7 protein-coding genes, 2 tRNA genes and 4 rRNA genes are annotated in these 12,580 nt (G+C 53.1%); 3 read left to right on the top strand and 10 right to left on the bottom strand.

Going from position 1 to position 12,580, the window contains the following annotated elements; genetic code table 11:
- Positions 1 to 9: 9 nt before the first annotated feature.
- From PGW97_RS16115 to PGW97_RS16140, 6 genes are all read right to left on the bottom strand, one after another.
- Positions 10 to 85, bottom strand: a tRNA-Ala gene (locus PGW97_RS16115).
- Between the two features lie 40 nt (positions 86 to 125).
- Positions 126 to 202 (bottom strand) — tRNA-Ile (locus PGW97_RS16120).
- A gap of 70 nt (positions 203 to 272) precedes the next feature.
- Positions 273 to 1,824: ribosomal RNA gene (locus PGW97_RS16125) — 16S ribosomal RNA — on the bottom strand.
- A gap of 354 nt (positions 1,825 to 2,178) precedes the next feature.
- Positions 2,179 to 2,294: ribosomal RNA gene (gene rrf / locus PGW97_RS16130) — 5S ribosomal RNA — on the bottom strand.
- Positions 2,295 to 2,410: 116 nt separating this feature from the next.
- Positions 2,411 to 5,302: ribosomal RNA gene (locus PGW97_RS16135) — 23S ribosomal RNA — on the bottom strand.
- Positions 5,303 to 5,620: 318 nt separating this feature from the next.
- Positions 5,621 to 7,172 (bottom strand): 16S ribosomal RNA (locus tag PGW97_RS16140).
- The 16S, 23S and 5S rRNA genes sit together here with 2 tRNA genes alongside, the layout of an rRNA operon.
- Before the next feature lie 365 nt (positions 7,173 to 7,537).
- On the opposite strand from PGW97_RS16140, the gene PGW97_RS16145 reads away from it, so the two are divergent.
- Positions 7,538 to 8,095: a gamma carbonic anhydrase family protein gene (locus tag PGW97_RS16145; RefSeq protein ID WP_273857998.1), complete on the top strand. Its 558-nt coding sequence runs from the start codon at positions 7,538 to 7,540 to the stop codon at positions 8,093 to 8,095.
- On the opposite strand, the gene PGW97_RS16150 is transcribed toward PGW97_RS16145, so the two are convergent.
- The 4 genes from PGW97_RS16150 to tsaC all read right to left on the bottom strand — a co-directional run bounded on the left by PGW97_RS16150 (position 8,092) and on the right by tsaC (position 10,769).
- Positions 8,092 to 8,355, bottom strand: a complete 264-nt coding sequence (locus PGW97_RS16150; RefSeq protein ID WP_273858000.1) for a DUF1488 domain-containing protein — start codon at positions 8,353 to 8,355, stop codon at positions 8,092 to 8,094. The two genes, PGW97_RS16145 and PGW97_RS16150, sit on opposite strands and share 4 nt — an antisense overlap.
- Positions 8,356 to 8,383: 28 nt before the next feature.
- Entirely contained in the window at positions 8,384 to 9,205 is an 822-nt protein-coding gene (aroE, locus tag PGW97_RS16155; protein WP_273858002.1) for a shikimate dehydrogenase, read from the bottom strand.
- 94 nt (positions 9,206 to 9,299) lie between these two features.
- Positions 9,300 to 10,205 (bottom strand): oxygen-dependent coproporphyrinogen oxidase, encoded by a 906-nt coding sequence (gene hemF, locus PGW97_RS16160; RefSeq protein WP_273858003.1) that lies wholly within the window; start codon positions 10,203 to 10,205, stop codon positions 9,300 to 9,302.
- Between the two features lie 6 nt (positions 10,206 to 10,211).
- Complete coding sequence (gene tsaC / locus PGW97_RS16165) at positions 10,212 to 10,769, bottom strand: L-threonylcarbamoyladenylate synthase type 1 TsaC (protein ID WP_207103413.1); 558 nt, start codon at positions 10,767 to 10,769, stop codon at positions 10,212 to 10,214.
- Positions 10,770 to 10,971: 202 nt separating this feature from the next.
- On the opposite strand from tsaC, the gene purE reads away from it, so the two are divergent.
- Together purE and PGW97_RS16175 are read left to right on the top strand one after the other, a co-directional pair.
- Entirely contained in the window at positions 10,972 to 11,463 is a 492-nt protein-coding gene (gene purE / locus PGW97_RS16170; protein WP_047887463.1) for a 5-(carboxyamino)imidazole ribonucleotide mutase, read from the top strand.
- Entirely contained in the window at positions 11,460 to 12,575 is a 1,116-nt protein-coding gene (locus PGW97_RS16175) for a 5-(carboxyamino)imidazole ribonucleotide synthase (RefSeq protein ID WP_047887464.1), read from the top strand. The genes purE and PGW97_RS16175 overlap by 4 nt, the downstream gene beginning before the upstream one ends.
- Positions 12,576 to 12,580: the final 5 nt, after the last annotated feature.

Genomic DNA, 12,580 nt, shown 5'->3' on the forward strand with positions numbered 1-12,580 from the left:
CTTAAAGAGTGGTGGAGCTAAGCAGGATCGAACTGCTGACCTCCTGCGTGCAAGGCAGGCGCTCTCCCAGCTGAGCTATAGCCCCAACGTTTCCGATGCCTCACCAGCTTCCTTTGGGCAGGAAGTGGTGGGTCTGAGTGGACTTGAACCACCGACCTCACCCTTATCAGGGGTGCGCTCTAACCACCTGAGCTACAGACCCAGCATCGTTTCGCTCTTCACATTTTAACCAAGCAATCTGTGTGGACACTACGCAAAGCGCAGTCTTTAGGTAAGGAGGTGATCCAGCCCCAGGTTCCCCTAGGGCTACCTTGTTACGACTTCACCCCAGTCATGAACCACACCGTGGTAAACGCCCTCCCGAAGGTTAAGCTATCTACTTCTGGTGCAGCCCACTCCCATGGTGTGACGGGCGGTGTGTACAAGGCCCGGGAACGTATTCACCGTGGCATTCTGATCCACGATTACTAGCGATTCCGACTTCATGGAGTCGAGTTGCAGACTCCAATCCGGACTACGACATACTTTGTGGGATTCGCTCCACCTCGCGGTCTTGCTGCCCTCTGTATATGCCATTGTAGCACGTGTGTAGCCCTACTCGTAAGGGCCATGATGACTTGACGTCGTCCCCACCTTCCTCCGGTTTATCACCGGCAGTCTCCCTGGAGTTCCCACCCGAAGTGCTGGCAAACAAGGATAAGGGTTGCGCTCGTTGCGGGACTTAACCCAACATTTCACAACACGAGCTGACGACAGCCATGCAGCACCTGTCTCAGAGTTCCCGAAGGCACCAAAGCATCTCTGCTAAGTTCTCTGGATGTCAAGAGTAGGTAAGGTTCTTCGCGTTGCATCGAATTAAACCACATGCTCCACCGCTTGTGCGGGCCCCCGTCAATTCATTTGAGTTTTAATCTTGCGACCGTACTCCCCAGGCGGTCTACTTAACGCGTTAGCTCCGAAAGCCAGTGTTCAAGACACCAACCTCCAAGTAGACATCGTTTACGGCGTGGACTACCAGGGTATCTAATCCTGTTTGCTCCCCACGCTTTCGCATCTGAGCGTCAGTCTTTGTCCAGGGGGCCGCCTTCGCCACCGGTATTCCTTCAGATCTCTACGCATTTCACCGCTACACCTGAAATTCTACCCCCCTCTACAAGACTCTAGCCTGCCAGTTCCAAATGCGATTCCGAGGTTGAGCCCCGGGCTTTCACATCTGGCTTAACAAGCCGCCTGCATGCGCTTTACGCCCAGTAATTCCGATTAACGCTCGCACCCTCCGTATTACCGCGGCTGCTGGCACGGAGTTAGCCGGTGCTTCTTCTGCAGCTAACGTCAAACAATACCGCTATTAACGATACCGCCTTCCTCACTGCTGAAAGTGCTTTACAACCCGAAGGCCTTCTTCACACACGCGGCATGGCTGCATCAGGGTTTCCCCCATTGTGCAATATTCCCCACTGCTGCCTCCCGTAGGAGTCTGGACCGTGTCTCAGTTCCAGTGTGGCTGATCATCCTCTCAGACCAGCTAGGGATCGTCGCCTAGGTGAGCCGTTACCCCACCTACTAGCTAATCCCACCTGGGCCAATCTTAGCGCGAGAGGCCCGAAGGTCCCCCTCTTTGCTCCGTAGAGATTATGCGGTATTAGCCATCGTTTCCAATGGTTATCCCCCACACTAAGGCATGTTCCCAGGCATTACTCACCCGTCCGCCGCTCGCCGCCCAACAAATCCCCCGAAGGGTCAATGTTGTCGCTGCCGCTCGACTTGCATGTGTTAGGCCTGCCGCCAGCGTTCAATCTGAGCCATGATCAAACTCTTCAATTAAAGTTTTGGCTCGATGAATACTGAATTAAATTGACTGTGCCAAAATAACCGAAGCTATTTTGAATTGGTCACTCAGTTCATCGATAAATCTTTTTGACTATCAGTTCACGAGTGCCCACACAGATTGCATGGTCAAATTGTTAAAGAACGTTGACTTTCAATGCGTTAGCGCGAAGCGCTTCAGCAAGTCAGGAGGCGTATACTACGCGTTCCAGTTTTTAAGTCAAGATAAAACTTTCACCTTTTTTGCCAACCGGCGAGAAAGTAAAAACCTTATGTTGACTCCGCTCACATCACCATCGGTGAGAGCGAAAGAAAAGCCCGTTGTGACCCAACGGGCTTTCTGGAATCGGTGCCTGGCGATGTCCTACTCTCACATGGGGAGGCCCCACACTACCATCGGCGCTGCTGCGTTTCACGTCTGAGTTCGGCATGGGATCAGGTGGGTCCACAGCGCTATGGTCGCCAGGCAAATTCTTTGATTCACCGCCCGAAGGCCGAAAATCACAATCTTGGAAAAAACTGACTAAAGTTCAAGCACACCATTCAAGTGCTCGTGGAGTCCGTAAAACCCCTTGGGTGTTGTATGGTTAAGCCGCACGGGCAATTAGTACAGGTTAGCTCAACGCCTCACAGCGCTTACACACCCTGCCTATCAACGTTCTAGTCTCGAACAACCCTTCAGAGAGCTTAAAGCTCTGGGGATGACTCATCTTGAGGCTCGCTTCCCGCTTAGATGCTTTCAGCGGTTATCGATTCCGAACTTAGCTACCGGGCAATGCGTCTGGCGACACAACCCGAACACCAGAGGTTCGTCCACTCCGGTCCTCTCGTACTAGGAGCAGCCCCTCTCAATCATCCAACGCCCACGGCAGATAGGGACCGAACTGTCTCACGACGTTCTAAACCCAGCTCGCGTACCACTTTAAATGGCGAACAGCCATACCCTTGGGACCGACTTCAGCCCCAGGATGTGATGAGCCGACATCGAGGTGCCAAACACCGCCGTCGATATGAACTCTTGGGCGGTATCAGCCTGTTATCCCCGGAGTACCTTTTATCCGTTGAGCGATGGCCCTTCCATTCAGAACCACCGGATCACTATGACCTGCTTTCGCACCTGCTCGAACCGTCATTCTCGCAGTCAAGCGGGCTTATGCCATTGCACTAACCTCACGATGTCCGACCGTGATTAGCCCACCTTCGTGCTCCTCCGTTACGCTTTGGGAGGAGACCGCCCCAGTCAAACTACCCACCAGGCACTGTCCGCACCCCCGATAAGGGGGCGACGTTAGAACATCAACACTACAAGGGTGGTATTTCAAGGACGGCTCCACAGATACTGGCGTACCTGCTTCGAAGCCTCCCACCTATCCTACACATGTAGGGTCAATGTTCAGTGCCAAGCTGTAGTAAAGGTTCACGGGGTCTTTCCGTCTAGCCGCGGGTACGCAGCATCTTCACTGCGATTTCAATTTCACTGAGTCTCGGGTGGAGACAGCGTGGCCATCATTACGCCATTCGTGCAGGTCGGAACTTACCCGACAAGGAATTTCGCTACCTTAGGACCGTTATAGTTACGGCCGCCGTTTACCGGGGCTTCGATCAAGAGCTTCTCCCTAAGGATAACCCCATCAATTAACCTTCCGGCACCGGGCAGGCGTCACACCGTATACGTCATCTTTCGATTTTGCACAGTGCTGTGTTTTTAATAAACAGTTGCAGCCACCTGGTATCTGCGACTGCCAGCAGCTCCAAGAGCAAGTCTCTTCACCGCCGGCAGCGTACCTTCTCCCGAAGTTACGGTACCATTTTGCCTAGTTCCTTCACCCGAGTTCTCTCAAGCGCCTTGGTATTCTCTACCCGACCACCTGTGTCGGTTTGGGGTACGATTTCTTGCTATCTGAAGCTTAGAGGCTTTTCCCGGAAGCATGGCATCAATGACTTCAGCACCGTAGTGCCTCGACATCGGGTCTCAGCCTTAAGATGGTCCGGATTTGCCTAAACCATCAGCCTACACCCTTGAACCTGGACAACCGTCGCCAGGCCCACCTAGCCTTCTCCGTCCCCCCATCGCAATAGCAAGAAGTACGGGAATATTAACCCGTTTCCCATCGACTACGCCTTTCGGCCTCGCCTTAGGGGTCGACTCACCCTGCCCCGATTAACGTTGGACAGGAACCCTTGGTCTTCCGGCGAGGAGGTTTTTCACCCCCTTTATCGTTACTCATGTCAGCATTCGCACTTCTGATACCTCCAGCGCCCCTTACAGGACACCTTCAGCGGCTTACAGAACGCTCCCCTACCCAATACGCTAATGCGCATTGCCGCAGCTTCGGTGTATCGCTTAGCCCCGTTAAATCTTCCGCGCAGGCCGACTCGACCAGTGAGCTATTACGCTTTCTTTAAATGATGGCTGCTTCTAAGCCAACATCCTGGCTGTCTGAGCCTTCCCACATCGTTTCCCACTTAGCGATAACTTTGGGACCTTAGCTGGCGGTCTGGGTTGTTTCCCTCTCCACGACGGACGTTAGCACCCGCCGTGTGTCTCCCGGATAGTACTTACTGGTATTCGGAGTTTGCAAAGGGTTGGTAAGTCGGGATGACCCCCTAGCCTTAACAGTGCTCTACCCCCAGTAGTATTCGTCCGAGGCGCTACCTAAATAGCTTTCGGGGAGAACCAGCTATCTCCGAGTTTGATTGGCCTTTCACCCCTAGCCACAAGTCATCCGCTAATTTTTCAACATTAGTCGGTTCGGTCCTCCAGTGCGTGTTACCGCACCTTCAACCTGCCCATGGCTAGATCACTCGGTTTCGGGTCTAATCCCAGCAACTGCACGCCCAGTTAAGACTCGGTTTCCCTACGGCTCCCCTATACGGTTAACCTTGCTACTGAAATTAAGTCGCTGACCCATTATACAAAAGGTACGCAGTCACAGGACAAAGCCTGCTCCTACTGCTTGTACGTACACGGTTTCAGGTTCTATTTCACTCCCCTCACAGGGGTTCTTTTCGCCTTTCCCTCACGGTACTGGTTCACTATCGGTCAGTCAGGAGTATTTAGCCTTGGAGGATGGTCCCCCCATCTTCAGACAAGATAACACGTGTCCCGTCCTACTCGTTTTCACGCCAAATGTGTTGTCGGCTACGGGGCTGTCACCCTGTATCGCTGAGCTTTCCAGCTCATTCGCCTGACACCTAAAGCGCTTAAGGGCTAATCCGGTTTCGCTCGCCGCTACTGCCGGAATCTCGGTTGATTTCTCTTCCTCGGGGTACTTAGATGTTTCAGTTCCCCCGGTTCGCCTCATCAAGCTATGTATTCACTTGATGATAACTGCTTATGCAGCTGGGTTTCCCCATTCGGAAATCGTAGACTCAAGTGGCTCTTACTGCCTCATCTACGCTTATCGCAAGTTAGTACGTCCTTCATCGCCTCTGACTGCCCAGGCATCCACCGTGTACGCTTAGTCACTTAACCATACAACCCCAAGAGGTTTCGTATGTTCAAACAACCAAGGTTTTTCCATCTGAGTTAAGATGGTTAGTTTGTTTTGCCGGACTCTTCTTACACAAGACACTTGAATGTGTATTGCTTGAGAACTCGTTTCTCTTTCGAGAAACAATAATTTCGATTCGTATGAATCGAATTACTAGTCAGCTTTCCAGATTGTTAAAGAGCATTAAAGCAAACAGCTTTAATCAATAGCGAGCGCCATTCATTAAGGCTTTCTGCTGTTGTTTTTAACTTATTAACCAAGCAATCTGTGTGGACACTACGCAAAGCGCAGTCTTTAGGTAAGGAGGTGATCCAGCCCCAGGTTCCCCTAGGGCTACCTTGTTACGACTTCACCCCAGTCATGAACCACACCGTGGTAAACGCCCTCCCGAAGGTTAAGCTATCTACTTCTGGTGCAGCCCACTCCCATGGTGTGACGGGCGGTGTGTACAAGGCCCGGGAACGTATTCACCGTGGCATTCTGATCCACGATTACTAGCGATTCCGACTTCATGGAGTCGAGTTGCAGACTCCAATCCGGACTACGACATACTTTGTGGGATTCGCTCCACCTCGCGGTCTTGCTGCCCTCTGTATATGCCATTGTAGCACGTGTGTAGCCCTACTCGTAAGGGCCATGATGACTTGACGTCGTCCCCACCTTCCTCCGGTTTATCACCGGCAGTCTCCCTGGAGTTCCCACCCGAAGTGCTGGCAAACAAGGATAAGGGTTGCGCTCGTTGCGGGACTTAACCCAACATTTCACAACACGAGCTGACGACAGCCATGCAGCACCTGTCTCAGAGTTCCCGAAGGCACCAAAGCATCTCTGCTAAGTTCTCTGGATGTCAAGAGTAGGTAAGGTTCTTCGCGTTGCATCGAATTAAACCACATGCTCCACCGCTTGTGCGGGCCCCCGTCAATTCATTTGAGTTTTAATCTTGCGACCGTACTCCCCAGGCGGTCTACTTAACGCGTTAGCTCCGAAAGCCAGTGTTCAAGACACCAACCTCCAAGTAGACATCGTTTACGGCGTGGACTACCAGGGTATCTAATCCTGTTTGCTCCCCACGCTTTCGCATCTGAGCGTCAGTCTTTGTCCAGGGGGCCGCCTTCGCCACCGGTATTCCTTCAGATCTCTACGCATTTCACCGCTACACCTGAAATTCTACCCCCCTCTACAAGACTCTAGCCTGCCAGTTCCAAATGCGATTCCGAGGTTGAGCCCCGGGCTTTCACATCTGGCTTAACAAGCCGCCTGCATGCGCTTTACGCCCAGTAATTCCGATTAACGCTCGCACCCTCCGTATTACCGCGGCTGCTGGCACGGAGTTAGCCGGTGCTTCTTCTGCAGCTAACGTCAAACAATACCGCTATTAACGATACCGCCTTCCTCACTGCTGAAAGTGCTTTACAACCCGAAGGCCTTCTTCACACACGCGGCATGGCTGCATCAGGGTTTCCCCCATTGTGCAATATTCCCCACTGCTGCCTCCCGTAGGAGTCTGGACCGTGTCTCAGTTCCAGTGTGGCTGATCATCCTCTCAGACCAGCTAGGGATCGTCGCCTAGGTGAGCCGTTACCCCACCTACTAGCTAATCCCACCTGGGCCAATCTTAGCGCGAGAGGCCCGAAGGTCCCCCTCTTTGCTCCGTAGAGATTATGCGGTATTAGCCATCGTTTCCAATGGTTATCCCCCACACTAAGGCATGTTCCCAGGCATTACTCACCCGTCCGCCGCTCGCCGCCCAACAAATCACCCGAAGGGTCAATGTTGTCGCTGCCGCTCGACTTGCATGTGTTAGGCCTGCCGCCAGCGTTCAATCTGAGCCATGATCAAACTCTTCAATTAAAGTTTTGGCTCGATGAATACTGAATTAAATTGACTGTGCCAAAATAACCGAAGCTATTTTGAATTGGTCACTCAGTTCATCGATAAATCTTTTTGACTATCAGTTCACGAGTGCCCACACAGATTGCATGGTCAAATTGTTAAAGAACTTTTCTTTCACGTCGCTGGCTTATTTCGCCGTAGTCCGTGTCAGTGAGGTCGCATTATAGAGAGTTCGATCACATACGCAAGGGCTAAATTGAAATAATTTTGTCATCTTAACTCAACCGTACAATTATCACCCAAACACGGCATTTATCGATGTTAATTACGTCATCGTAACGCTATTCTGACTGAGTAAACTCTCAATTTCAGGGCTTTCATTCATGCAAAACGCACTTCGTTCCTATAAAGGCATTTATCCCACTCTCACATCATCGACCTATGTTGACGACGCTGCCGTTTTGGTCGGCGATATTCACCTCGCAGCAGATACCAGCATCTGGCCATTGGTCGCAGCCCGTGGCGATGTCAACTGCATTACCATTGGGGCACGTACGAATGTTCAGGACGGGAGTGTTTTGCATGTCACCCGAAAAACCCCGGAGAATCCTGACGGCCATCCCCTAATTATTGGTCAGGATGTGACGATTGGCCATAAAGCCATGCTGCACGGCTGCCAGATTGGCGATCGGGTTTTGGTCGGGATGGGAGCCATCATTCTTGACGGGGCGATTGTTGAAGATGATGTGATTATTGGTGCAGGCAGTCTGGTGCCTCCAAACAAGACGCTAGAAAGCGGTTTTCTCTATATAGGTAGTCCAATCAAGAAAGCCCGCCCTCTGTCGGACAAAGAACGTGCTTTCTTAACGGTATCGGCGGATAACTACGTCAGATTGAAAAACGAGTATCTGGCTGAGCGAGAAAACTCACCTCACAGTTAATCAATGTGGATCTCACCGTCCTGATTGAAGGCTTCCTCTTCAATCAGGTCTTCCGCGATTTCTTCCAGATCGAACCGGTACTGCCCGAATGCAGCCATAATCTCTGCTTCAGTACTCAGCGGTTGCTGACTATGTTGAACAAGCCATTGCAGGCTCACCCAGCAGGCTATCAGTGAACCGCCTTGCTGCGCCGGAAACATCACAGCCTGTTGTTGCTCATCCCACTGTTGTAAGTCTGGAAACAGAATATTTTGGTTCATGTTCTATCTTTTATCTATTAGTAACACATTAAGGTTGCAGGGAACGACGCAACTCACGCTGTACCTGTCTGGCACCCGGACGGATCCCGCGCCACAGCATGAAGCTTTCCGCTGCCTGGCCCACCAACATCCCGAGCCCATCCAGGACTACATTAGCCCCCTGCTGCTGTGCCCACTGATTAAACGCAGTAGGTTCCGCACCGTACACCATGTCGTAGCACACGGTATGCGGCTCAATCAGGCTGGCGGGGATCCCCGGCAACTGGCCACTCAGGCTGGCTGAAGTGGAATTAATGATGATGTCATAGTGGTCACCCTCCAATTCATCCAGTGCCTTCGCGCTCACCGGGCCATGTGTTGCGAAGGCCTCGACCAGTGCATCGGCTTTCGCGACGGTCCGGTTGGTGATAGTGACGGATGACGGCTGCTGAGCCAGTAACGGCAGGACCACGCCACGCGCCGCGCCGCCCGCACCTACCAGCAAAATACGCTTACCCTGGAGCTCAATCTGGTGTTGCAGCAGATCCTGCACTAACCCTTCACCGTCAGTGTTGTCCCCCAGGATTAACCCGTCGTCCAACTTTTTGAGGGTATTGACGGCACCGGCTAGGCGAGCACGCTCTGTCAGCTGATCCGCATAGTCGAACGCCTGCTCTTTAAAAGGCACAGTGACATTACAACCTCGCCCCCCATCAGCAAAGAAAGTCTCCAGCGCCGCCACAAAACCATCCAACGGGGCTAATCGGGCTTCATAGCTCATGTCCTGGGCGGTCTGGCGCGCAAACAGGGTGTGAATAAAAGGCGATTTACTCTGGGCAATCGGGTTGCCAAACACAACGTACTTATCCATTTGCAAGAAATCCATGCTCGGTAAAACGAGAAAAGGGTCAGTGATTCACTGACCCTATCATTGCCGTCGCAGGGGAACAAACCGTTTTTAACGGTTACCAGTCGCGGGGCTGAAGGTAATGTTCATACAACACCGCTTCTGGCGATCCTGGTTCCGGTTCGAAACCGTATTCCCAGCGAGCCAGTGGCGGCATCGACATCAAAATCGACTCCGTGCGACCGCCGCTTTGCAAGCCAAACAAGGTCCCACGGTCATAGACCAGGTTGAATTCCACATAACGGCCACGACGGTACAACTGGAACTGGCGTTCACGCTCACCGTATTCCGTATTCTGGCGCAGCTCAACAATCGGCAGATAAGCATCCAGATAGCCGTTGCCTACAGCCTGGATGTAAGCAAAGCTCTTTTCAAAGCCCCATTGGTTCAGGTCATCAAAAAACAGGCCACCGACCCCCCGGGTTTCATTACGGTGCGGTAAGAAGAAATACCGATCGCACCACGCCTTATGTTCCTCATACACCGTGTCACCAAACGGCTGGCACAGCGTTTTCGCGGCCTGGTGCCAGTGCTGGCAGTCTTCTTCAAAAGGGTAAAACGGCGTCAGGTCAAAGCCACCGCCAAACCACCAAACCGGCGCTTCACCCTCTTTTTCGGCAATAAAAAAGCGGACGTTTGCATGGGAAGTCGGGATATACGGATTGCGAGGATGGATAACCAAGGAGACACCCATCGCTTCGAAGCTGCGGCCAGCCAGTTCCGGACGATGGGCCGTTGCCGATGCTGGCATTTGGGTACCGTAGACGTGCGAGAAATTAACGCCACCCTGTTCGAACACCCGGCCATCGCGCAACACCCGACTCCGGCCGCCGCCACCCAACTCACGCACCCAGGCATCTTCTTCAAAACGGGCTTGACCGTCCTGCTGCTCCAGTGCCTGGCAAATCCGATCCTGAAGATCGAGTAAAAAAGCTTTTACTGCGTCTTTATTGACTTCCTGCATCTTTCTTTATCCCTGTCGGAAAATCTGACCGGTACGGGCATCTCGTATCTCTGACGGATTTTCCCGTCCACCGGTGTCACCTTGTAAAATCGCGGCCAGTCGGTCACCCAGTTGCAGCTCAACCTCCGCGACCGTCCGGCCCGGCTCCTGGCCGGTCAGGTTGGCGCTGGTCGACGTCAGCGGTTTACCGAAAGCCAGACACAATGCCTGCACCAGAGGATGATCAGTCACGCGAACCGCAATGGTGTCAAACTGGCCGGTTAGAAAGCGGGGTACCCCAGGCTTGGTTGGCATTACCCAGGTAACCGGTCCCGGCCAGGAATCAAAAATTCGCTGTTTCTGCTCGTCAGTCAGCTGACTGTCGTCTATGTAAGGCGCCAGTTGCTCATAATTGGCTGCGATCAGAATCAGGCCTTTCTCAACCGGTCGTTGCTTCAGCGCCAGTAGTTTCATGACGGCCTGCTCACTATCAGGGTCACAACCTACGCCAAAAACCGCTTCAGTCGGATAGGCGATCACTTCCTCCTGCCGCAGGGCAGCCACCACATGGTTCAGGTTTTCCACACGTTCCTCGATGCTTATCAGGTCATTGCCTGTCTTGAGTGTTCTGTGCTGCTATCTTACCGACTCCTGAACCACAACTCCACGCTCGTTAACGATTGTTGCAATTTCACCGACGCAAACGTTTTCCTTCACAAAAAATCTTCGTATAATGCAGCCCACACGCACTGAACCCAATAGTTTTGCTACCCCAAAGGAGATCGGGATGAAAGTTGGAATCATCATGGGATCAAAGTCTGACTGGCCAACCATGCAGCACGCAGCGGAAATGCTAGATCGCTTCAATATCGCTTATGAAACCAAGGTGGTCTCGGCTCACCGAACTCCGCACCTGCTGGCGGAATATGCGGAGAGTGCACAGACCCGTGGCATTAAGGTGATTATTGCCGGTGCCGGGGGGGCTGCGCACCTGCCGGGCATGACGGCGGCCTTTACCAGCCTGCCGGTGTTAGGGGTACCGGTCCAATCCCGCGCTCTGAAAGGCATGGATTCACTGCTTTCGATTGTACAGATGCCAAAAGGCGTGGCCGTGGGCACGCTGGCCATCGGTGAGGCCGGTGCTGCGAATGCTGGCCTGCTGGCAGCGCAAATCATCGGTACTCAGGACAGCGATGTCATGGCAGCCATTGATGCCTTCCGTAAAGAGCAGACTGACGCAGTACTGAGCAATCCAAACCCGGCTGAGGATTCACAATGAAAGTGCTAGTGCTGGGTTCCGGCCAGCTGGCCCGGATGATGTCCCTGGCGGGGGCACCGCTGAACATTGAAGTGTTTGCCTATGATGTGGCGACCGGTAAAGTCGTGCATCCGCTGACCCAGCAGGTCATGCTGAAAGGGTTGGATACCGCGCTCACCTACACCGATGTGATCACCGCAGAATTTGAGCATATTCCTCATGAAATTCTCGATATTTGCGAGCGTAGCGGCAAATTCCAGCCCACCACCACCGCCATAAAAGCCGGTGGCGATCGCCGTCTGGAAAAAAACCTGCTGGACAATGCTGGGGTGGCCAATGCGCCATACCATATCGTCACCAGCCGGGCAGAGTTGGACGCGGCCATCGCCAAAATTGGCCTGCCCATGGTGCTGAAGAGTGCACTGGGTGGCTATGACGGCAAAGGGCAGTGGCGTCTGAAAGAAGCGGGTCAGGTTGAAGCCGTCTGGCAAGACATGGCTGACTTCATGGCGCAGACTGAAAACCAGGCTATTGTAGCGGAAGCCTTCATCCCGTTTGATCGCGAGGTCTCCCTGATCGGAGCTCGCGGTCGTGACGGACAAATTGCGGTGTATCCACTGACCGAGAATACGCATACCAATGGGGTACTGAGCTTGTCCGTCGCCCAGGAAGGCGATCACGCGCTGCAGGCTCAGGCTGAAAAGATGTTTACTGCGCTGGCCAACTCACTCAACTACGTGGGTGTCCTGGCGATTGAATTCTTTGATGTAAACGGCCAGTTGCTGGTCAATGAAATTGCGCCCCGGGTACACAACTCCGGCCACTGGACCCAACAAGGGGCCGAAACCTGCCAGTTTGAAAACCATTTGCGTGCGGTCACCGGACTTCCATTAGGCAGCACGGCCTTAATCCGTCCGACAGCAATGGTGAACATCTTAGGAGAAGATCGCCTGCCAACCGCCATTCTGGCTGAACCAACCTGCCATATCCACTGGTACGGCAAAGAGAAGCGAGCCGGGCGAAAAATGGGGCACATTAACCTGTGCGCAGACACCCCGGCGGCCTTGCAAGAGGCGCTGAAACAATTAGCCAGCCATCTGGATCCGGACGCGTTTCCCGCCTTACATGGTTAACGCCG

Origin of the sequence: Photobacterium sp. GSS17, from assembly GCF_028621875.1 — a bacterium.
In the GTDB taxonomy this organism is placed as follows: Bacteria; Pseudomonadota; Gammaproteobacteria; order Enterobacterales; family Vibrionaceae; genus Photobacterium; species Photobacterium ganghwense.

Excerpts from the sequence above, each read along its gene's own strand:
- purE (WP_047887463.1), top strand. The coding sequence starts at position 10,972 with ATGAAAGTTGGAATCATCATGGGATCAAAGTCTGACTGGCCAACCATG.
- PGW97_RS16175 (WP_047887464.1), top strand. The coding sequence starts at position 11,460 with ATGAAAGTGCTAGTGCTGGGTTCCGGCCAGCTGGCCCGGATGATGTCC.
- aroE (WP_273858002.1), bottom strand. The coding sequence starts at position 9,205 with ATGGATAAGTACGTTGTGTTTGGCAACCCGATTGCCCAGAGTAAATCG.
- hemF (WP_273858003.1), bottom strand. The coding sequence starts at position 10,205 with ATGCAGGAAGTCAATAAAGACGCAGTAAAAGCTTTTTTACTCGATCTT.
- PGW97_RS16145 (WP_273857998.1), top strand. The coding sequence starts at position 7,538 with ATGCAAAACGCACTTCGTTCCTATAAAGGCATTTATCCCACTCTCACA.
- PGW97_RS16150 (WP_273858000.1), bottom strand. The coding sequence starts at position 8,355 with ATGAACCAAAATATTCTGTTTCCAGACTTACAACAGTGGGATGAGCAA.